We start from the raw sequence: 21922 nt of genomic DNA, 5'->3' as shown, positions 1-21922 counted from the left end.
GCAATCCATGACCAGACAACCCAAGATCACTTTCATCGGCGCCGGCTCGACCGTGTTCATGAAGAACATCATCGGCGACGTTCTGCAGCGTCCGGCCCTGTCGGATGCAAAGATCGCGCTGATGGACATCAATCCGCAACGGCTCGAGGAAAGCGAAGTCGTCGTACGGAAACTGATCTCAACGCTCGGCGCCAAAGCCACCATCGAGTTGCATGCCAACCAGCGCAAGGCGCTCGATGGTGCCGACTTCGTCGTCGTTGCATTCCAGATCGGTGGCTACGAGCCCTGCACGGTCACGGATTTCGAGGTGCCGAAGAAGTATGGCCTGCGTCAGACCATCGCCGACACACTCGGCGTCGGTGGCATCATGCGCGGCCTGCGCACCGTGCCGCATCTCTGGAAGATCTGCGCTGATATGACCGAGGTCTGCCCCGAGGCAATCCTCTTGCAATATGTCAACCCAATGGCGATCAACACCTGGGCGATCGCCGAGAAATATCCCCGGATCAAGCAGGTCGGCCTTTGCCACTCCGTGCAGGGCACGGCGCTGGAACTCGCCGAGGATCTGAACATTCCTTACGAGGAGATCCGCTACCGCTCGGCCGGCATCAACCACATGGCGTTCTTCCTCAAATTCGAGCACCGCCAGCCGGACGGATCCTATCGCAACCTTTATCCAGATCTTCTGCGCGGTTATCGCGAAGGCCGCTTCCCGAAGCCCAGCCATTGGAATCCGCGTTGCCCGAACAAGGTGCGTTACGAGATGCTGACGCGGCTCGGCTATTTCGTGACCGAAAGCTCGGAGCACTTCGCCGAATACACGCCCTATTTCATCAAGGAAGGCCGCGACGATCTGATCGAAAAATTCGGCATCCCGCTCGACGAATATCCCAAGCGCTGCATCGAGCAGATCGAGCGTTGGAAAGGGCAGGCAGCGGCCTATCGCTCCGCCGACAAGATCGAGGTCAAGCCGTCGAAGGAGTATGCCTCCTCCATCATGAACTCCGTCTGGACCGGCGAGCCCTCGGTCATCTACGGCAACCTGCGCAACAATGGCTGCATCACCTCGCTGCCCGACAATTGCGCAGCGGAAGTGCCATGCCTGGTGGATGAAAACGGCATACAGCCGACCTTTATCGGCGATCTGCCGCCGCAGTTGACCGCACTGATCCGCACCAACATCAACGTGCAGGAACTGACGGTCGCCGCGATGATGACCGAGAACCGCGAGCATCTCTATCATGCGGCCATGATGGATCCGCACACGGCCGCCGAACTCGATCTCGACCAGATCTGGTCGCTCACCGACGACCTGCTTGCCGCTCACGGCAACTGGATCCCGGAATGGGCAAGAAGCGCAAGAAAGGTTCACGCCGCGTAGCTTTTTCTCCCGGTCGCGCGGCGAGGAAGCCCCGGAACCTCCCAGTTCCGGGGCTTTCCTTCGGTCGCCAGCCGGACGGGTCGATAGCGATCGACATGCTATGCCGGAGCGGGTGATAAACCCTTTGCTACAAACCTCAACTGCGGTTGATTGGTGCCTGAGATTGACTCAATTATCGCGATCGGGTAATGACTGGGTAACCGTTAACCCAAGGACTGCCCGTGACGACCTCATTGAGCGACATTGCTGAACGCGCCGGCGTTTCCATCAAGACCGTTTCGGGTGCGTTGCATGGCGGCTCGGCGCGAATGTCGGAACAAACGCGACTGCGCATCAAGGAAATCGCCGAAGAGTTGGGTTACGTCACCAACCTGGCCGCTCGTGGCATGCGACAGGGTTGGATGCCGCTGATCGGTGTCGTTGCCGATGACTTGATCACCTCGCCCTTCGCCACCGAGATCATCCGCGGACTGGATGGCGCCGCCCGCGCGGCGGACATGGCGGTCTTTGCAATGACGCTCGGCGGAGGTCGCGATGTGGCCTCCGTGCTTGAAGAGGTGCGCCGCTTCCGCCCACGCGCGATTGCCTACGCCGCGATGTATCACAAGATGGTATCGCTGCCGGCGGAGTTCGCAGATACGGTCGGCGTCATGATCAATTGCCGTGAGGCCAATGACAAAGTGACGTCCTTGGTGCCGGACGAGATCGCTGCCGCTCACGAGATCACGACCTATCTGATCGAGGCTGGCCGCCGGAACATTGCCTTCATCAACCTGCCGGGGCTTCTGGCAGGAGAGCTGCGCGAGGCCGGTTTCCGGCGTGCCCTTGACGAAGCCGGGCTTGATGCAGGTCGTGCCTGCGTCCTGCCGGCGGTCCGCCGGGCGATCTATAGCGACCGGGCCCACAGCCTTGTGCTTGCACACGTAACTGCGCTGATGGACGGACCGGAGCGCCCGGATGCGATCCTTTGCGGCAACGATCGCGTTGCCATGGAAGTCTACGCCGCATTGCGCCGGGTGGGTGCACAAATTCCAGATGACGTCGCGGTCGCAAGCTTCGACAACCAGGTGGACATTGCAACCAGGCTTGATCCGCCTTTGACGACCATGGCTTTGCCGCATCGTGCCATGGGCCGCCTGGCGGCAGACATTCTGCTTGCCGAAAATAGCGCCCCCGGCGAGGTGCGCAAACTCGCGTTTCAGTTGGTGGAGCGCTCATCCGTCTGATCAAACTGAAAGACCAAACCCTGTCGAGGAGGAGTTGCAGTGATGGGTAAACGTTTACTTTCAATGTTAATGGGGTCGGTTGCCCTTATGGCCACCGCCGTGGGTGCAGAGGCGAAGACAGTCTTGCATGTCATGCACCAAGGCGACCCAGGTTGGGTTTCGACCTATGGCGATGTCGTCAAGCGCTTCGAAGCCGCCAATCCGGATGTGGATGTCGAGCTGATCTACGCACCGCACGATGCCTACAATGAAAAATTCAGCGCTGCGGTCATGTCCAAGCAGTTGCCTGATGTCATGGAACTCGATGCACCTTTCCTCGCCAACTATGTCTGGTCCGGTTACCTGCAGCCGATCAAATCTCTGATCGATCAGGATGTTCTCGACGACATGACGCCGTCGAACATCGCCCAGGGCACTTATCCGATCGACAAGGATCTCTATGCAATCGGCCTGACCGACTCCTCCGTCGTGCTTTACGGCAACAGGAAGTATCTGGAAGCGATCGGCGCCCGCATTCCGAAGTCGGTGGACGATGCCTGGACACAGGAAGAATTTGAAGGTTACCTCGAAAAGCTCGCCAAGGTCGATGGCGTCAAGTGGCCGATCGACACGTTTCGCGGATACGGCATCAAAACCGAATGGATCACCTACGCCTACGGCCCGATCCTGCAGTCGGCGGGCTGCGACCTGATCAATCGTACGACCTGGAAATCGACAGGCACCCTAGATAGCGATGCGTGCGTCAAGGCCCTGACGATGATGCAGACATGGGTCAAGAACGGCTGGGTCGTGCCGCAATCTTCCGGCACCAACCAGTTCTTCGCCGAAGGCCATCCTGCAGCGCTCGCACTCGGGGGCCACTGGTTCTACGCCGAAGCTGCCGCGTCGATGAAGGACGACATCGTCGTCATGCCGTTGCCGAAGTTCGGGCCGAAGGGTGCTAGCCCCAACGGCACCTGGATCTGGGGCATCACGACGGCCTCCGAGCATCCGGACATCGCCGGCAAGTTTGTCAGCTTCATGCTGAAGGACAAGCTCTACCGGGATTATGCAATCGCCGATTCCGGCTATCCCGGTTTGAAGAGCTTCGCAGCAGCATCCCCCTTGTACAACACCGGTGGTCCGCTCGCCGTCGCATTCGAACAGGCGTCCAAGACCGCGGTCGCGCGTCCCCCGCATCCGGCCTATCCAGTCATCACATCGACCTTCATGCAGGCCGTCGACGAGATCTTCAACGGGGGCGATGCCAAGACGGCATTGTCGGCGGCCGCGGCCAAGATCGACGAGGACATCGAGGAGAACGACGGGTACCCGCCATTCGACGAGCAGCAATAGGCAACCAACGACGGGACCACGATGGCGCGGCCGCAGCCGGTCTAACGCCATCGTACCCGTCGCCGGCCTGCGCATCGATCTAAGGAGGAGGAGAATATGACATTGCAACAATCAGCCGAGCCGGCGATTGCAGCGCGTCCCGCCTGGCGCCGGGACAAGAGCCGGCTGTTTCAGGAGATGGGCATGCTTGCGCCGGCGGTGGTGCTGCTGACGATATTCCTTATCGTTCCGTTCCTGTTGTCTTTCTGGACGGCGATGACCAATCAACCGCTGGTCCCGCGGCCAACGCCGGTCCGTTTTGTCGGCTTCGGCAACTTCCTGCGCATCTTTAGGGACGATCTCTTCTGGACATCGCTCTGGAACGTCTCGCGTTTCACTTTCTGGATCCTGCCGGTGCAATGCGGCCTGGCATTTGCCACCGCACTGCTGCTGCACCAGAAGATGCCATTTCGAAATCTCTTTCGCGGACTGTTCTTCCTGCCTGCGATCACGTCGATGGTCGTCGTCTGCGTCATCTGGGGAACGCTCTTTCAATACCCGACCGGACCGTTCAACCAGGTGATCGGTTTCCTGTCGGGCGGAGCCATCGAACCGATCGACTGGCTCGGGGACCCCAACTGGGCAATGTTCTCGATCGTCCTGCTGTCGGCCTGGCAGGCCTACGGCTTCCAGATGATCGTCTATCTCGCCGGCCTTCAGTCCATTCCGGATGAACTCTACGACGCAGCACGGATCGACGGCGCAAACCCGCTGCAGCGCTTCTGGCATGTGACCATGCCGGGCTTGCGGCCGACCCATGTCTTCGTTCTGGTGATTACGACAATCCAGGCGTTCAAGCTCTATACGCAGGTCGCCATCCTGACCCAAGGCGGTCCCAAGAGCAGCACGGAGACGGTCGTCCACTACATGGTGCGCTCCGGCTTCGAGGAGCAGAAGCTCGGCTATGCTTCGGCCGTATCGGTCATTCTCTTTCTCATCGTTCTCGTTATCGCGCTGCTTCAGCGTCAACTTCTGAGGCGTTTCGATGTCTGATATCGCAATTTCCACACCGCACGCGCAGGTGATGCGCACCCGCTCGGCCGTTGGTTCGCTACGCATCGTCCAGACGGCCTGCATCCTTGTTATCGCGCTCGTCATCGTCTCCCCCCTGTTCATGCTGCTGATTGCCAGCCTGAAGGACGATCGTTTCCAGATCCTGGCCGACATGGGGAGTTTCAGGGCGTTCTGGGTCTCCGATCCGACCCTCGCCAACTTTGCGGAGGTCGGCAATTTCTCAGGCGAGCTTGCCTTTGGGCGCTATCTGGTGAATTCGCTAATCATCCTCGCGCTGACGGTCGGGTCGGGCCTGATCGTCAATTCCATGGCAGGTTTTGTCCTTGCCTGGGGCTCCGTGCGTGGCCGCGCAGTGATCCTTTCACTGGTCATAGCCCTCTACGTCATTCCGCAGGAAAGCATCATCATGCCGCTCGTGATCATGGTGTCACGCGCCGGAATGACGGATACATTCGCCGTGCAGATCGTGCCCTGGATCGCCAGCCCGCTCTATATCTTCCTCTTCTACCAATTCTTTGCCCAGCTTCCGAAGGAGCTCTTCGAGGCTGCGCAGATCGACGGAGCATCGATCTTTCGCATCTACCGGTCGATTTTCCTGCCGCTCAGCCTGCCGGCACTTGCCACCGTCTCGATCCTGATGGGGATCGAGAGCTGGAACCAGTACCTTTGGCCGATCCTCGTCACCCAGACCGATTATGCGCGGCCCTTCGCCGTCGCGATCGCCACGTTCTTTGGCCAGGACAGCATCTATTGGGACCGCGCCATGGCCGCATCCGTGTTGATGATGCTGCCTATCCTCGCCCTCTATCTTGCCTTCCAGCGCTGTTCGTGAGTTCCTTCGTTGGCTCGGCCGTGAAAGGTTGATCAATGACAAAGCATGCAGAAACCGCTTCGGCCGCCGCCGCAGACGTCGAGACGATCAGTGCAGTCCTTGCGGATGCGACCACGATCCACATCTGGCTCAAGGCGAGACAAACTGGAACGTCGGTCGAGATCAGAGCGACCGTGGGCGGCCGCGAAATCAACCGTCTGATCGCGTCCAACAGCGACGAATTCGAGCAGCGCAGCCTGGAATTGGGGCAGGGCGGTCGAACCGTTCTCGCCTATGATCCGACCACAACGCTCGTCTCCGTTGCCTATGCCTTTCAGCACCAGAATGTTCTGACCGAGGGCGTTCAGATCCTGCACAGCAGCCGGGAAAATGCGGCGCCGACGGTCGCCGGCGGGTACCACTTCCGCCCACCCTTCGGATGGATGAACGATCCCAACGGGTTTGGCCGTTTTGGCGACCATGTCCATCTCTTCTACCAGCACTATCCGCACAGCCTGCGCTGGAACACCATGCATTGGGGCCATGCCGTATCGGACGACTACATTCATTGGCGACACTTGCCGATCTTCCTGTTTCCCTCCTCGGACCTTTCGGCCCGCGCCGATGGCCGCGGCGGGGCGTTTTCCGGCTCGGCAATTCCACTATCGTCTGGTGAACCGGGTATCCGTGTCTTCTTCACCGAGCAGGTCAAGGACCGGGAACCCGAAGAGCAGATCCAATTGACGGCGGTATCGCACGACCAGATCACGCTTGGCGCGCAAGAGATCATTCTTGCTGACCGGCCGTCCGGTCTTGACCTGACGCTCGACTTTCGCGACCCCTATGTCTTCAAGGGCCCGGACCACCTTTGGAAAATGTTGATTGGCAGCCGCGACCGCGCCGGCGGCGTCGTCCTGCTCTACGAAAGTGGCGATCCGAACGGTGCCTCCGACTGGACCTTTGTCGGCATTATCCACCGGGAAGACCGGTACGGGATGACGGCGGCGGAGTGCCCGTGCATCGTGCCGCTCGACGGCCCGGCTGATGATCCGAAAACGCGCTGGGCGCTCATCTTCGGACTGCTGACGAGCCGCGACCCGCAGACCGGCCGCCGGAACATCACAGCGGCAACGGTCGGCCGCTTCGACGGCCGCAGCTTCGTCAAGGAATTCGAGCAGGAACTGGATTTCGCGACCGATGCCTATGCTTTCCAGGCATTCGTCGATCGATCCGGGCCGATCGGCATCGCCTGGCTTGCCAACTGGACCGAGGTGTCAAAAAAAGTAGACTTTCCGACGGCAATGACACTGCCTCGCCAGCTGCTGCTGGAAAAGGACGCATTGCTGACGCCGCCGGTCGAAACGGTTGCGACGCTGCGTCGTGACCTGATCGACGACAACAAACTCAAGGGGCAGGAGCCTGTCGGCCTTAACAACGGGGCGGTCGAGATCGTCATCGAACTCGCGGCGCCGGGTGCGCAGTTTCATCTCGAGCTTGATCATCCGGACGTTGGTCTCGGCGTTCAGCTCGGACCGGAAGGCCTGATCATCCACTACGACCTGCCGGACGGCAAGGGCGCACCGCGATACATCGCCGTCGGGGCGCAACCGTCGACGCTGCGTATTTTCCTCGATGTCGGCTCGATTGAGGTCTTCGCCGACAACGGTCGCTGGACGGGAACGAAACGTCTGCCAGGCTTTGCCACCGTCAGCACGGCACGCCTATCAGCGCCCGCGGACAACATTACCGCCGCCACGATCTGGCAACTCGAACTGTGATCGCGCAAGGGGAGGAATAAGCAATGGCATCTGTCACTATCGAACAGGTTAGAAAGCAATATGGCGCCGTTCCGGTTATTCACGATGTTTCCATCGACATCGAGGATGGCGAGTTCGTCACACTCGTCGGGCCCTCTGGATGCGGAAAATCGACATTGCTGCGTATGCTTGCCGGTCTCGAAGACATCAGCGGTGGCCAGATCCGCATCGGCGGCCGCGTTGTCAACGATATCGCGCCCAAGGAACGCGATATCGCCATGGTCTTCCAAAGCTACGCGCTCTATCCACATATGACTGTGGCGGAGAATATGGGATTTGCGCTGAAGCTGAAGGGACAGGACAAGGCCGCGATCCAAAACAGGGTAAAGGAGGCGGCCGATATCCTGGCACTCGAACCTTTGCTCGACCGCCTGCCGAAGCAACTTTCCGGAGGCCAGCGCCAACGCGTGGCGATGGGCCGTGCGATCGTCCGTCATCCCCAGGTGTTTCTGTTCGACGAACCGCTGTCGAACCTCGATGCCAAACTGCGCGTAACCATGCGTGCCGAAATCAAGGATCTGCACCAGCGGCTGAAGACAACGACAGTCTACGTCACGCACGATCAGATCGAGGCAATGACAATGGCAGACCGCATCGTCGTCATGCGTGGTGGTGTCGTCGAGCAGATCGGCCGGCCGCTCGACCTCTATGATCGGCCCGTAAACACCTTTGTCGCCACGTTCATCGGTTCGCCCGCGATGAACCTCTTCCACGGCTCGATCCTCGATGGGCAGTTCGTCACAGAGGACGGCAAAGCGCTTCCGCTGCCGCCGAATTACTCCGGCGGTGCTGCGCACACCTATGGCATCCGGCCTGAGCATCTGGCTATTGCCGAGAGCGGCATCCAAGCGACAGTCGGCGTGGTGGAGCCGACTGGCGCCGAGACGCATCTGGTCGTCAAGCTCGGCGCATTCGATACGACATTGGTGATCCGCGATCGAATGGAGCTTCGACCCGGGCAGACCGTGACGATCGCCCCTGATCTGGCGAAAATCCACCTGTTTTCGTCACAGGGCGCGCGATTGAACTGAGACAATGGTTTCGTCAGTTGACGGGTTTCGGCACCGCTTGCGCACAGTTCGAAGACTTGTGCGCAAGTGGCGTTTCTTCGAGGCCGGCGTGGGGCAGGACAGCTCTTGCCTCTCCCTTCGGGCAGCGATAACGCGTAGCCATCGGTCGAGCCGAAGCGGCTAGGAAAACGATACGGGTCGCCTCTGCGCCGCAAATTTCGCTATCTGAGACGGATTCCATCCATGTCGAACAGGAAGGACCGCGATGCGGCGATGCCGATGCTGAGGGTTTCGCGACTTGCGATATTACGGACGTCACCGTGTTCGATGATGATCCGCTCGCTGTCGGAAACATGAGCGTAGACATAGCTGGTATTGCCGAGGTGCTCTGCCACATCGACCTTCACCGTGAGATCAACGTCACCCTTCCCTTCAGCGAGAAAATGCTCGGGACGAATTCCAAGGGTTACGACGTCGCCGGTGGCAATGGATGTCGATGTAAGAGGAAGTGTCAACACCACACCGGGCTGGCTCGTCAGTGCCACTGTCACGCGGCCGTCTGCGACGCTTGCGACATGGCCTTTCAGAAAATTCATGCGCGGTGAGCCGATAAATCCGGCAACAAAGGTGTTTGCCGGGTCGTCGTAGAGATCGAGTGGTGCGCCCACCTGTTCGACGACACCAGACCGCAGGACGACTATCTTGTCGGCCAGCGTCATCGCTTCCACCTGGTCATGCGTCACGTAGATGACGGTCGACTTCAGTTCCTTGTGCAGCTTGGCGATTTCGACGCGCATATGCACACGCAACTCGGCGTCCAGGTTCGACAGCGGCTCGTCGAACAGGAAGACGAGCGGATTGCGCACGATGGCGCGGCCGATCGCGACGCGTTGCCGCTGACCACCCGAGAGCGCTTTCGGCTTGCGATCCAGCAGCGGTTCAAGCTCGAGAATTCGTGCCGCGTCGTTGACCCGGCTATCGACTTCCTCTCTTGCCATACCGGCGAATTTGAGCGCGAAGCCCATATTCTCGCGCACCGTCATGTGCGGATAAAGCGCATAGGATTGAAACACCATGGCGATGCCGCGCTTGGAGGGGTCAACGTCGTTCATGACGTCGCCGCCGATGGTGAGTTCGCCGGAGGAGATATCCTCCAGACCGGCGATCATACGCAGCAGCGTCGACTTTCCGCAGCCCGATGGGCCAACGAAGACGACGAACTCTCCGGCTTCGATCGACAGATCGACGCCCTTGATGATTTCGAGCGCGCCAAAGCGCTTGCGAATGTCGGTGAGACGGACTTCGGCCATGGCGGTTACTCAGCTGACGGTAAAGGTGACGGACTGGGTCTCGAAGCGGCGGCTCGCCACCGTCAGCTCAAGCTTGCCCTTGGCCTCGCCGGCTTCGATCCAGAAGCCGGTCGCGCCGCCCTTAAGCGTATGTTCTGAGGGCCCTATGATCCGGCCGGGGCCATCCAGCGAAAGCAGGACGGGCTCCTCGAAATAGGGCAGCAGATTGCCGCATTGATCAAGCGCGCGCACCACCACGCGCACCGAATCCTTTTCGCAGGCGCGAAGCTCCGTATCGTCGGCTACGACCTCCAGCGTCGCCGGGACCGGGTCGGCCGGAAGGGTCAGCGTCTTCACAGGTTTGCCGTCGACGTAGCCGGTGAAGGTACCTTCGCGCCAGACCCGACCCCAGGTGCCGAATTCTTCCGGCGTCACGCTGCGCAGGTCGAGCACGACGGGAGGATGCGGCAGATGCGGGTAGTTCTCCCTGTCGGGGTAGATCCGCTTTGCCGGCCATTCGCCGAACTTCACTTCGACATAATCACAGTTCGTCAGCACGATCAGCGGCAGTACGCCGCCGATATTGCGCTCGCCGCGTGCCCAGAAGGTCACCGGCTGAAGCACGACATTGTCCTTCGGATCCCCCTGCGAGGCATAGGCATAGGCCGCAAGTTTCGGTATCCGGTACATGTCGAGCACGCCGTGATAGCAGATACGGTCGCCGGCGCCGAAGTCCTTGTGGGTGTTGTAATCGAACATGCACCAACCGGTGGAGCCGGAAATGTCCTGGTCGCCGGCAACGGCGTTGAGGATCAAGAGGTGACGCGTCACATGTTCGGCCTGTCGCTGTTCCTGGTCGAAGCGCTTGGTCGGATACATGTGGCCGTTGTATTCGGTGATCATATAGGGGATCGGCCGGCGAATACCCGTCGTCTCCACCCGATCGCGCAGGACCACGCGCCCGCGGTTGTTGCCCGGCAACTCCTCGTTTCCGAGGATGAAGTCGTTCATCGTGTAAACGTCTTCGAGCAATTCCGAATTGGTGATGAAGCGCACACCGCCGGTCTGGCGGGTGGAATCTAGTTCGCGCGCAAGTCGGTTCGTCTCCGCGTAGAAGGCGTGGTTGTCCTGGCTCTCGTTAATGCGAACGCCCCAGATGATGATCGAAGGATGGTTCCAGTCACGCTCGATCATGCGGCGCACATTCTCGATCGATTCTTTCTGCCAGGCTTCACCACCGATATGCTGCCAACCGGGTATTTCCTCGAAAACGAGCAGGCCGATCTCGTCGCAGCGCTCGATGAACCACTTCGACTGCGGATAGTGCGATGTGCGCACGACATTGCAGGCGAGTTCATGCTTCAGGATGTCGGCGTCTTTTTCCTGCGCGCGCCGCCCCATGGCATAGCCGGTGTGGGGAAAGGCCTGGTGCCGGTTCAATCCGCGCAGTTTCAATGGCCTGCCGTTCAGCAGAAAGCCTTCCGGCGTGAAGAGCGCAGTGCGGAAACCGAAACGTTGCGTCAGCACGTCTTCGCCGTACTCTGTCTCAAGTTTGAGCGACAGGGCGTAGAGCACCGCGTTGTCGATATCCCAGAGTTCGATATCGGTGAGATCGGGAAAGGTGAGGGCCACCTCGTTGCCATCGAACTTGATCGAGGAAGCCGCAACGTCGCCACCACCCTTGCGGCGGATCTTGGCGGAAAGCGTGCCGGACAAGGCGTGCCCCTGCGGATTGCAGAGAAAGACACGAGCGGTGACGGACTTCTTTTCGGCAAGCGCATCCGGCGTCTCGATCTTCACATTGGCGATCGAGACGGGGCTTGCCACTTTCAGCCAGACGTCGCGGTAGATCCCGGCATAGCAAAGGTAATCGATCTGGCCGCCAAAGGGCGGGATCTCGGGGTTCTCAGAGCCATCGATCTTGACCGTGATCAGGTTTTCGCCACGCACCAAATGGGGTGTCAAACGCGCCTCGAAGGGCGTGTAGCCATCCTTGTGTGCAATGATCTCCTTGCCGTTCAGATAGACGACGCTGTCGGCCATGGCGGCATCAAAGATGAGCGAGACTTCGCGCCCCTCGAATTCCGGGCGCCAGTCGAGCCGCTTTTGATAGGTGAAGGGCTTCTGGTAATCGGTCTCGTCGAAGTAGTTGTAAGGCAGCTCGACGGCACTGTGCGGCAGGCGCACGGTTTCGCCCGACTGAAGTGCTAGAACATGTGCCGGCTCGAAGCCGTTGCGGAAGACCCAGTCGGCATTGAAGTTTTCAGTAATGCGCATTGACGACGTTCCTATTTCACTGAGCCGAGCATGCCCTGTACGAACTGGCGCTGCATGACGAAGAAGACGAGGAGGGTGGGGAGCGTGGCAAGGATCGTGCCGATCATGACCACGCCGTAGTCGGGGTAGTAGGCCGAGGCGAGTGAGGAGACGACGAGGGTGATCGTCTTGGTCTCGTTCGACTGGAGGACGATGAGCGGCCAGAGGTAGTTGTTCCAGTTGGTCATGAAGACGATGACGAAGGCGGCCGCGTAGGTCGAGCGCATCACCGGAACGTAGATGTAGAGAAAGATCTGCCATTCCTTGAGGCCGTCGACCTTGGCGGCGTCGCGAAGCTCTGTCTGAAAGGCCTTTGTCGACTGGCGGAAGTAGAAGATGATGAAGGCGGACGCGATCGTCGGCAGCATGATGGCGATATGCGTGTTGATGAGACCGCTCTTCGCCATCATCATGAACAGCGGGATCATCAGTGCGGCAAACGGCACCATGAGTGTCAGAAGCACGAGCGCGTAGATCCGGTCGCGCGCCTTGGATCTGAACATCTCAAAACCGTAGCCGGCGAGCGACGAAACGACGATCGTCAAAAGCGTCGCAAGCACCGCGACCTTCGTGGAGTTCCAGAAAACCAGCGGCACGTCGACCTGTGCGAAGAAGTTGGTGACATTTGTACCAAAGGCATCTCCGATACCCGTTCTGCCGCTAATGATGTCGATCGACTTGTTCGTCGAACTGATCACCATCCAGATGAACGGGAAAATCGACAGGAAGGCTGCAGCCGCGAGGAAGGCGTATTGCAATGCGGTTGTGGCCAGGCGTGAGGCGTTCATGACCGATCCCTCGCCGCGTAGAATTGGAGGAAGGACAGAAGCGCCACCATGATCACGATGACGTAGGAAATGGTCGCCGCGTAGCCGAAGCTCGGCATGAAGCGGAAGGTGAGATTGTAGATATAGAGCGAGAGGGTGATCGTTGCGTTCGCCGGGCCGCCGCGGCCCTCGGTCAGGTTGTAGACTTCGTCGAACAGCTGGATCGTGCCGATGGTCGAGATGATCGTCGTAAACAGGATCACCGGCTTCAGCATTGGTACTGTGATGTAGACGAAGCGAGCCCATGCGGGCACGCCGTCGATCCGCGCCGCCTCGTAGATCGACTTGTCGATGTTCTGCAAGGCAGCAAGGTAAAAGATCATGTTGTAGCCGGTCCAACGCCAGGTGATGGCCAGGATGACGAGCACCTTGGCCCAGAAGGGTTCCGTCAGCCAGCCGATCGGGGTGGCGATCAGGCCGACCGCCAGAAGTGCGGAGTTCACCACGCCATCGACGGAAAACATGCTTTTGAAAAGCACGGAATAGGCAACGAGCGAGGCGACGCAGGGCAGGAAAATGGCGGTGCGGAAAAAGCCGATGAACTTCAGCTTGTCGTTGTTCAAGACCGCGGCAAGCAGAAGCGCCAGCGTGATCATGATCGGCACCTGGACGATGAAAAAGGTGACGGTGTTTTTCAGAGCCTGAAGAAAGACCGGATCGTTCCATAGCCGTGCAACGTTTCCGAAGCCGGCAAACTTCATCATCATTCCCTTGCCCGAGAAGAAGGACAGGTAGAGCGAGCGCAAAATCGGATAGACGAGGAAGATTGCGATGAGAAGCAAGGACGGGGCGACGAACAGCCAGCCGTTCAGGTCGTAGTAGCGCTTCAATCCGCCTGTTTTGCCGGCAGCCATGGGTGCCCTCAACGAAAAGGGATGATGTTGCGGAGGGCACGCGACGTGATGGCCGCATGCGCCCGAGCGAGAAGGCAGGCGGTTGCCGCCTGCCTTTGAGCCGTTACTGGATCTGGCCCTGCGCCTGGCTATCGACCGCCTTCAGCACGTCATCGATGGGCGCGCCCTCGCCAAGCGAAGGCAGATGCGCCGTTACTGCCGTGTCCACCTCGTTGGTGAAGACGCCGTAATTGACCGCTGGAACCTTCGCCAGCCAGTCGGAGAAGTTCTGCCAGACCTTCTCGCCGCCAAAGAAGGCATCGGCTTCAGAATAGGCGGGACCGTTGCGGGCCGCGAGCAGCGAGCCGACGGCACCACGCTCCGTCAGGATCTTCTGATAGAAATCGACGTCCTTGGCATAGACTTCGTTGAGAAAGTCGATGGCTTCGTCCTTCTCGGCGGAGCTTGCGGTAACATACCAGCTGGAACCACCAAGGTTGGACGCATCCGAGGCGCCCTCGACGTCAAGCTTCGGAATCGGTGCCACGCCCCACTTGCCGGACTGATCGGCCTGGGCCTTGACCGTACCGGTGATCCAAACGCCTGTTGTCACGGTGGCGACATCGCCGGAGGTGAAGGTCGCGACCCATTCCGTCCAGCCGGCAGCCGGCTTATGGATATTGGCCTGCAGGATCTTCTGTTCGGTTTCGAGCGCTGCCTTCAGGGCGGCGTTGTTCTCGATCGAAAGATTGCCGTCCTTGTCGAAATACCAGCCGCCGGCGGATTGCATCAGGATGCGGATGAAGCCCGCATCGTTGACGTCGAGGCCGAGCATCTTCTTGCCGGTCTTGGCTTCGACCTGCTTGCCGATCTCGATGAAACGATCCCAGGTCAGGTCCTGCATGTCGTCTGGCTTGAAGCCGGCCTGCTCCAGATAGTCCTTGCGGTAGTAGAGGCCGGTGACGCCGGAGTCGAACGGCATGCCGTAGACGGCCCCGTCCATCGTCATCAATTGAACCTTGTAGGGCGCGAAGCCGGAAAAATCGACCTTGCTGGAAAGCTCGGCGAAGGCTCCGGGAAAGGACTGGAGGTACTTCTGCGCACCGTAGTCCTCGATCAGCACGATATCCGGTAGCGCGTCAGTGGTGCCCGACGACAGTGCCGTCTGCAGCTTCTGCTCGACATCCGCCTTGGCGAAATCGACGATGTTGAACGTCGTTTCGGGATGCTTCGCGCTATAGCGCGCCGCCGCCTCCTTCATGATCGCAACGTTGAAGTTGGGATCCCAACACCAGATCGTGACTTCCCCGGCAAAGGCGGCGGTGGACGCAAGCAGGCTTGTTGCGGCGAGCACGCCAGCCGCGACGCGCGACAGGTTCGTTTTGCGGTACATCGTTTCCTCCCTAGAAACTTGCTGAGGGCAGGTTCTCCTCTCCTGCCGTCCGCGCAAGATTTACCGAAATTCAGGCAACGCGCAAGGAATATTTAGTAAATATTTATCACGCGCGTTGAGCTGCTCACAACGACAAGGATTCCAGGGGTTTGCGGCAGCTGTCGCGCCAAACGAGTTCGGTGGCTATGCGCACCTGCTTGCCGTAGCTGCGGCCGGAAAGGCGCTCGAGCAACAGATCGACGGCTGTCTCGCCGATATGTTCGCCATGGATGCGCACCGTGGTCAGCGACGGCGTCAGGAACTGGGCAACGGGGATGTCGTTAAAGGATATGACGCCAATGTCGGCCGGGATCGAAAGGCCGAATTCCTGGATCGCCCGATAGGTGCCGATTGCCATGTTGTCGTTGGATGTCACGATCACATCCGGCCGGTCAGTGAGCGACAGCAAATCGCGCGCGAGACGATAGCCGGTTTCGAGCCGGAGGCTCTGACCCGATGAGCAATCGGAGAGCGCCAAAAGCTCAGGCGCGAAGGTGCCGTTCTTCTTCTGCCAATCGATATAGGCCACACATCGGCGCTCGGCGAAATGCTGGACAGTGCCATTGAGGTTCTCGTGGCTGCCGATAAAGCCGATGCGCTTGTATCCGCTGGACTTCAGAGCGTCGAGGATCTTGCACGTGGCGAGCCCCACATCGGAAAACACGCTGTCGATCAGGTCGCTCCTCGGGTCGAAATCGGCAAAAACGACATGTGGAGCATACTCGCTCAGCCATGCGATCTCGTTGTCGGAATGCTTGCCTATGACGATGACACCCGATGCGCCTGCAAGCAGGGACGCCTCAGGCAGCGCGTCTGAATGGAAGACCTTGACGATCTCCGTCCTCAGGTCGCGGCAGCGGCTTTCGATGCCAAGCCGCACGCCGACGTAATAGGGGTCGGCAATCTCGTCCGAAGGCTCGAGAAAATGCACGATGACGAGCTTGGTCAAAAGGCTGGGGGCAGCCTGTCCGTTCGCCTTGTTGCGATTGCGCGGGGTCTCATAGTTCAGAGCCTCGGCCGTCTCGATGATCGCCTGCCGTTTTGCCGGTGAGATCGACAGGGCGGGGTCGTAGTTGAGCACCCTCGAAACCGTAGCCGACGACACGCCAACGCTCTTGGCGATTTCCTTGATAGTGACCATGCCGTCATTCCATTGTTGTCATAGGGCGATCGTTGTCATTGGTGAATGTGCCATATGCAACGGCATTTCGAAATCGTCTTTAGTAAATTTTTACCCACAACATTCAATTAGGCGCCAACGCAGCCAGACGCCACGGTCACGATGTATGCGGCGCTCAATCTCATCAGCGGCGAGTGAAAAGGCATGATCCTGTATCATCTTCGCAAGGGTACCTTGCGGCTCAATGCCCTGAAAAGAGAACTCGGTGACTGCTCACAGCGGCTCCTGATCAAGCAGCTAAGGGAACTCGAAGAGGACGGCCTAGTCGAACGCAAGGTGTTCGCAGTCATCCCGCCACAGGGAGGTCCGGGCGAAGTAACGGGCGGCGAAAACCGATGCCAGCACCTGAAATGCTAACTATGCCAACATCGCCAGCAAGCCAAGAGCAATGACCGCGATCATGGCGGCGGATATTCAGTTCGCGGCCCGCCCTCAATGGGTTCGTCCCGCAGCCACTCCATGAGCAGTACATAGCCAACAGCCAGGAGCACAGGGCCCACAAACAGGCCGAGAAGCCCGTCAGCGATCATGCCGCCGATTACACCGATCAGAATGATCGGCATTGGAACGTCAAGTCCGCGGCCGAGCATCAATGGCTTGAGGAGGTTGTCGCTGAGCCCGGCAATAATGGTCCAGATCGAAAAGATGATCGCCGGCGTGGTCGCTTCTGTCGCAAGAACATAGGCTATGACAGGTAGTGTTACCAACACCGCCGGCACCTGCACGATGGCAAACAATAGCACCAAAAGCGTCAAAACTCCGGCTGCCGAAAGACCTATCGCAAAAAAGCCTATCCCGATCAGCAACGACTGGATGACGGCCACGCCGACTACGCCGACCGCCACACCTCGAATCGTCGCGGCCGTCATTGCAACCAGCCGGGTACCTTGTGCCTTGCTGCCGGTGATACGTTCCAACAGACGTCTGGCGAACTCGGTGGCACCATCGCCATAGGCGATGAGCACGGCAGCGACTGCGAACGAAAGCACGAATGACAGCTGACCGGCGGCCAAACCGCCCGCGAACGACGCCAGCCATGATGCAATTCCACCTAGCATCTTGCCGTACTTGGCAAGCGCCGCCGGCATGTTTGTCGCGACGAGAGCCCATGTCTCGGTTAATTTCTGGCCGACCAGCGGGAGGTCGGCAAGCCATGTCGGCGGCGGCGGCACCGTCAGGCTGCTGTCTTGCAAGCCCGAGACGAACTCAAGTATGGAAGATCCAAGCGACGTCACAACCATGACCAATGGAACCAGCAGCAGCGCAACGCTGACCAACCCGATTAACGTCGCCGACCAGCGATTGCCGACCCGGGCGACCAAGCGTTGGTGCAGCGGATAGAGCATGACTGCGAGGATCACCGACCAGAGCAGGATGCCAGCAAAGGGCAATATGATGCGGCTACAGGCAAAGATCAGTAAGGCTACGAGTCCGATCTGAAGTGCAGCGTCGAGCATTCTCAAGAGCGACGGTGCGCGCTCAGGGATTGTCACCTTCGGCTCCATTGTTACTGCCCCCCTTCCCAGCCAATCCGGACTTCCCAGGTAGCTCGGTACTTGGGTGATTATTTACCTGTTTCGGTCTTCCTGCAAGACAGACGCAAAAGTGCTCGCTGGACGCGCCTCGAACCGGCCATTTGAGAAGTCGATGCAGCCTCAGCCTGGCGCGGTTCTATGGGTGGATACCTGGCTTATGCGTCGCATCGGCGGCCGTTGCGATGGAGACAGCTTAGGACTAGATTGCCATTACAACGCGAGTGCTGGCGCAAGGAGAGCCTCGGCGCGACGGCCGCGTGATCTTAGGGGGGAAACGTCATGGCGTCGGATGCAACTGGGGCCCCTCAAAATGATGCTCCAAATACAGTGAGCGCGCCTGTTAAAGAGAAAAACCCGCAGCGCACGGTCGCAATCACCGTGCTCCTGATGGCTTTGCTTCTGTTCGTCGTGACGGTTTTCATGGAGCGGCGTACTCCTTCTTCCTCGCAGGCGACCGTCAGTGCATATGTCGTTGGCGTAGCGCCGGAGGTTACCGGGCGGGTCATTGAAGTGGGCGTGACCGACAACAGCGCCGTGACGTCCGGCCAGATGCTGTTTCGCCTGGACCCGCAACAGTACCGGCTCGCCGTTGCGGAGGCGGAAGCACGCCTTGCAGGGGTAGGTCAGACGATCGGCGCTTCGACGGCGTCCGTCGATGTCGCCCAGGCCAAGGTGGTGGAGACGAAGGCAGTGCGCGTCAACGTCCAGGATCAAGCCACCCGCGCCATGGAACTTGTCAGGCGCGGTATCTACGCCCAGGCGAAGTATGATGAGGCCGCGGCCGCGCTGGATCAGGCAGATGCAGGCGTGGATGCAGCCACAGCCGACCTCGTGCGGGCTCAGGAGGAGCTTGGACCTGCGGGAAAGGACAATCCACAATTGAAGGAGGCGCTCGCGGCGCTTGAAACCGCTCAGCTTGATCTGCTGCGCACGACGGTTTCCGCGCCGGCGGAAGGCGTCGTCACCAATCTTCAGCTTTCCGTCGGAGGTATGCTCAGCGCTGGCGAGAGTGCAATGACTTTCATCGATACCGGCACGATTTGGATCACCGCCGCGTTTAAGGAAAACAGCCTTGAGATGGTTGCCGCCGGCGACCGTGCGGAGGTGCTTTTCGATGTTCTCCCCGGTCAGATTTTCGCCGGGACCGTTGAAGGCATCGGGATGGGAGTGGCTCAGGGGAGTGTCGACCCAGCGACGGGCCTGCCGAAGATTTCGACAGACACTGGATGGGTGCGAGCACCACAGAGCTTTCCCGTCCGCCTGGTTCTCGACGAAGGACGGCCCAAGGGCGTTCGGTACGGTTCGCAGGCGAATGTGGTGATCTATACCGGGGACCATCCGGTCACCAATGCGCTCGGCAGTCTCTGGATCCGAATTCTGTCGGTCCTGACCTATGTCAGCTGACACGTATCTTTCGCTCGAGGAGGACCGCGTCAATGTAAAGCGCAAGGGTCTGCGCATAGCGCTTGCCGTTGCGGTCGGCTTTTCCTGTTCAGTCTATTCGGGGGCTATCATCCCCTTCCTTGGGCCATTGTTTGCAGCACAGTTTCTGATCTCCAGTTCCCGCCCTATGCCGTTGCAAAAGGCGTTGGCGGTCACAGTGTTTATTCTTGTCGTCGGAGCACTTCTGCAATTCGTATCCGTGCTGACTGGCGACCGGCCGCCGGTTCTGTTGCTACTGCTTGGGCTGATTTACTTTGGATGTTTCTACCAACAGGCGAACGGCAAGGGCGGCCCCACAATCTTTGTTGTTCTGGTCATCGCGGTTATGGTGCCGCTCCTCACAATTCTGAACGAGGATCTCGGCGACACCATTCTAATGATCCTGGTGCAGGGTGTGGTGACCGGAATGCTCTTGATGTGGCTGGCCTATGTCTTTATCCCGGACAAAGGTAGCCCCACTGTTAAGGCGACGACGGTGACGACATATCCGCGTGCGGCACGCTACGCTGCCGCCAACACCACCATACTCCTGATCGCGGTGGTTGCCTGTCTGACACGCGAAGCGCTGGCCACGGCGATTGTCATTCCGATAACAGTCGTGTCACTGCTCTCACAATTCGACGCCACAGCCAGCACGCGCGCGGCCCTGGGGATCGTGATAACCAATATCACTGGAGGCGTGGCCGCGTCCGTCGCATTCGGGCTGCTTCAGCTACGGCCGTCCCTCATTTTCCTCTTTCTATTGGTCCTGCTGGCCGGCCTGGTATTTGGCGGTCGTGCCGCCATGCGTGCGCCGGCCGCCAAACTTTACGCGGGCGCCTTGACGATCTTCCTCCTCGTATTCGGAACCGGCGTCTCACCGCTTCCGGGGTCTGCCGCCGAGTCCTTCTCCACCCGCGTCACTTACATACTGGTGGCCATCGCCTTTGCCACCTTCATGACGACGTTGCTTTGGCCCCGTCAGGAACGCAGTCTCGATTGAGGGCTTGTCGGCGGCTGACGCGCGCCGATTGATCGCCTCCTCCTCCTTGGCGAGCCGCGGAGGCTGACAACCCGGCGGACATCATCGCGAACAGCGTCAGAGTGCGGCGTCTCGCGCCAACTAACCCCGTAGTCAACGCGAATGGCCGCTGTTGGGGCACAAAGAAGCCCTCGCAGGCTTTGAGAAAACCGCACTGAGTGCTTTTCTTGTCCCATTTCAACAGCAGTCTGTCTTGGACATCGATCGGCCCATGCAAATCAAGGCTTTGCGGGCATGAAATCAACACAGGTTCAATTGGGACAGCGGAACAAGCCTTCGGGGCGCCCCGTACCGGAACTGCCCCCAAGAAGACGCGATGGCTCCGAAAAAACTGAGGAACGCGTTTCGCGTCCGACAAATCCACTGGCCTCAATTTTAGTATGATGTAATTTTGACGCGGCCATCCACAGGCTGCATCCCAAGCTTGCCTTTCTCCCTCGGTACGGAGTTATCATCGATGCGCGTCGCATTCGTCGGGACAGTCGAGGGTTCGAGGATCGCTCTTGAAGCGCTCGTGTGTGCGGGGCGCGCACCCGGCCTGCTGCTCACCCTTCCCGGTGCAAAAGCAGGTCGACATTCGGATCATGCCGACCTTATGCCGATTGCGCGAAGGGCAGAGATCGAGGTTGTCGAAACCTCTGATGTCAACGACGAGGCCACGCTCGCAAGCCTGCGGCAGTTCGCGCCCGATGTCATCCTGGTCATCGGGTGGTCGCAGATCTGCGGCCCCCAATTTCGGAGCATCGCCGCACGCGGTTGCCTGGGTTTCCACCCGGCCGCCTTGCCAAGGCTGCGGGGACGGGGGGTGATCCCCTGGACGATACTCTGCAACGAAAAGGTCACGGGATCGACCCTCTTCTGGCTTGATGATGGCATGGATTCCGGGGACATCCTGCTGCAACGATTGTTCGATGTCGCCGCCGACGAGACCGCGCGGACCCTCTACGACAAACATACGCGCAACCTGTCGGAGATGGTCGTCGTGGCGGCCGACCTCCTGGAGAAAGGGCTGGCGAAAGGCATCCAGCAAGACGAGCGGGGCGCAAGCTACTGCGCGCGCCGAAGAGCCGAGGATGGGCTAATCGATTGGCGAAGTTCGGCCGTGGACATCGAGCGCCTCATTCGCGCCGTCGGCGATCCTTATCCCGGAGCATTCACCTTTTTCGGCGATCGCAAGATCGTTGTCACCCGCGCGACCGTGCACCCGAATGCGGGCAAATATATCGGCCTGACGGGCCAGGTCCAGGTGCATACGAAGGCCGGTTTCCTCGTCTTGTGTGGAGACGGCAATTGCCTCGAAGTCATCGACTGGCAGGGGGATCGGCCTGCGTTGCATGGCAAGCTGACGGATGGCCGCCCGCGACTTTAGCCAGGGCGGATAAAGACAGTACGACAGGCGCCAACGGAGGGCTT

At 59.6% G+C, this 21922-nt stretch carries 17 protein-coding genes and 1 pseudogene; 11 read left to right on the top strand and 7 right to left on the bottom strand.

Features of this window, described 5'->3' with window-relative positions; all coding sequences use genetic code 11:
* Nucleotides 1-7 precede the first annotated feature (7 nt).
* From BKP54_RS17055 to ugpC (BKP54_RS17025), 7 genes and pseudogenes are all read left to right on the top strand, one after another.
* Nucleotides 8-1381: an alpha-glucosidase/alpha-galactosidase gene (locus BKP54_RS17055; protein WP_084814672.1), complete on the top strand. Its 1374-nt coding sequence runs from the start codon at nt 8-10 to the stop codon at nt 1379-1381.
* Nucleotides 1382-1602: 221 nt separating this feature from the next.
* Nucleotides 1603-2607: a LacI family DNA-binding transcriptional regulator gene (locus tag BKP54_RS17050; RefSeq protein ID WP_084814607.1), complete on the top strand. Its 1005-nt coding sequence runs from the start codon at nt 1603-1605 to the stop codon at nt 2605-2607.
* 42 nt (nt 2608-2649) lie between these two features.
* Nucleotides 2650-3942, top strand: a complete 1293-nt coding sequence (locus BKP54_RS17045; RefSeq protein ID WP_025431301.1) for a sugar ABC transporter substrate-binding protein — start codon at nt 2650-2652, stop codon at nt 3940-3942.
* A 96-nt stretch (nt 3943-4038) separates the two neighbouring features.
* On the top strand, nt 4039-4974 hold the full coding sequence (locus BKP54_RS17040) for a sugar ABC transporter permease (RefSeq protein ID WP_025431302.1): 936 nt from the start codon (nt 4039-4041) through the stop codon (nt 4972-4974).
* Nucleotides 4967-5859, top strand: a pseudogene (locus tag BKP54_RS17035) (carbohydrate ABC transporter permease). The gene BKP54_RS17040 and the pseudogene BKP54_RS17035 overlap by 8 nt, the downstream one beginning before the upstream one ends.
* A gap of 3 nt (nt 5860-5862) precedes the next feature.
* The gene (locus BKP54_RS17030; RefSeq protein ID WP_084814606.1) at nt 5863-7584 is read left to right on the top strand and encodes a beta-fructofuranosidase; all 1722 of its coding nucleotides are present in this window, start codon (nt 5863-5865) and stop codon (nt 7582-7584) included.
* Between the two features lie 23 nt (nt 7585-7607).
* The gene (ugpC, locus tag BKP54_RS17025; protein ID WP_025431305.1) at nt 7608-8654 is read left to right on the top strand and encodes a sn-glycerol-3-phosphate ABC transporter ATP-binding protein UgpC; all 1047 of its coding nucleotides are present in this window, start codon (nt 7608-7610) and stop codon (nt 8652-8654) included.
* 200 nt (nt 8655-8854) lie between these two features.
* On the opposite strand, the gene ugpC (BKP54_RS17020) is transcribed toward ugpC (BKP54_RS17025), so the two are convergent.
* From ugpC (BKP54_RS17020) to BKP54_RS16995, 6 genes are all read right to left on the bottom strand, one after another.
* The gene (gene ugpC, locus BKP54_RS17020) at nt 8855-9943 is read right to left on the bottom strand and encodes a sn-glycerol-3-phosphate ABC transporter ATP-binding protein UgpC (protein ID WP_025431306.1); all 1089 of its coding nucleotides are present in this window, start codon (nt 9941-9943) and stop codon (nt 8855-8857) included.
* 9 nt (nt 9944-9952) lie between these two features.
* On the bottom strand, nt 9953-12199 hold the full coding sequence (locus BKP54_RS17015) for a glycoside hydrolase family 2 TIM barrel-domain containing protein (protein ID WP_025431307.1): 2247 nt from the start codon (nt 12197-12199) through the stop codon (nt 9953-9955).
* 11 nt (nt 12200-12210) lie between these two features.
* Entirely contained in the window at nt 12211-13026 is an 816-nt protein-coding gene (locus BKP54_RS17010) for a carbohydrate ABC transporter permease (RefSeq protein WP_025431308.1), read from the bottom strand.
* Complete coding sequence (locus BKP54_RS17005) at nt 13023-13919, bottom strand: sugar ABC transporter permease (RefSeq protein ID WP_084814605.1); 897 nt, start codon at nt 13917-13919, stop codon at nt 13023-13025. Before BKP54_RS17005 ends, BKP54_RS17010 begins: the two co-directional genes overlap by 4 nt.
* Nucleotides 13920-14022: 103 nt before the next feature.
* Entirely contained in the window at nt 14023-15291 is a 1269-nt protein-coding gene (locus BKP54_RS17000; RefSeq protein ID WP_025431310.1) for a sugar ABC transporter substrate-binding protein, read from the bottom strand.
* Nucleotides 15292-15415: 124 nt separating this feature from the next.
* Nucleotides 15416-16471 (bottom strand): LacI family DNA-binding transcriptional regulator, encoded by a 1056-nt coding sequence (locus tag BKP54_RS16995; RefSeq protein ID WP_025431311.1) that lies wholly within the window; start codon nt 16469-16471, stop codon nt 15416-15418.
* A 183-nt stretch (nt 16472-16654) separates the two neighbouring features.
* On the opposite strand from BKP54_RS16995, the gene BKP54_RS16990 reads away from it, so the two are divergent.
* Nucleotides 16655-16867 (top strand): helix-turn-helix domain-containing protein, encoded by a 213-nt coding sequence (locus BKP54_RS16990; RefSeq protein WP_025431312.1) that lies wholly within the window; start codon nt 16655-16657, stop codon nt 16865-16867.
* 41 nt (nt 16868-16908) lie between these two features.
* On the opposite strand, the gene BKP54_RS16985 is transcribed toward BKP54_RS16990, so the two are convergent.
* Nucleotides 16909-18015: an AI-2E family transporter gene (locus BKP54_RS16985; protein WP_025431313.1), complete on the bottom strand. Its 1107-nt coding sequence runs from the start codon at nt 18013-18015 to the stop codon at nt 16909-16911.
* A 309-nt stretch (nt 18016-18324) separates the two neighbouring features.
* On the opposite strand from BKP54_RS16985, the gene BKP54_RS16980 reads away from it, so the two are divergent.
* The 3 genes from BKP54_RS16980 (at nt 18325) to BKP54_RS16970 (ending at nt 21878) form a co-directional block, all read left to right on the top strand.
* Nucleotides 18325-19449, top strand: a complete 1125-nt coding sequence (locus BKP54_RS16980) for an HlyD family secretion protein (RefSeq protein ID WP_025431314.1) — start codon at nt 18325-18327, stop codon at nt 19447-19449.
* On the top strand, nt 19439-20470 hold the full coding sequence (locus BKP54_RS16975) for a DUF2955 domain-containing protein (RefSeq protein ID WP_025431315.1): 1032 nt from the start codon (nt 19439-19441) through the stop codon (nt 20468-20470). Before BKP54_RS16980 ends, BKP54_RS16975 begins: the two co-directional genes overlap by 11 nt.
* 496 nt (nt 20471-20966) lie before the next feature.
* Complete coding sequence (locus BKP54_RS16970; protein ID WP_084814604.1) at nt 20967-21878, top strand: methionyl-tRNA formyltransferase; 912 nt, start codon at nt 20967-20969, stop codon at nt 21876-21878.
* Nucleotides 21879-21922 lie beyond the last annotated feature (44 nt).

Origin of the sequence: Ensifer sp. 1H6 (assembly GCF_001976035.1) — a bacterium.
In the GTDB taxonomy this organism is placed as follows: Bacteria; Pseudomonadota; Alphaproteobacteria; order Rhizobiales; family Rhizobiaceae; genus Ensifer; species Ensifer canadensis.
The sequence above is the reverse complement of the archived record's forward strand: the minus strand, read 5'-3'. Positions and strand labels throughout refer to the sequence as shown.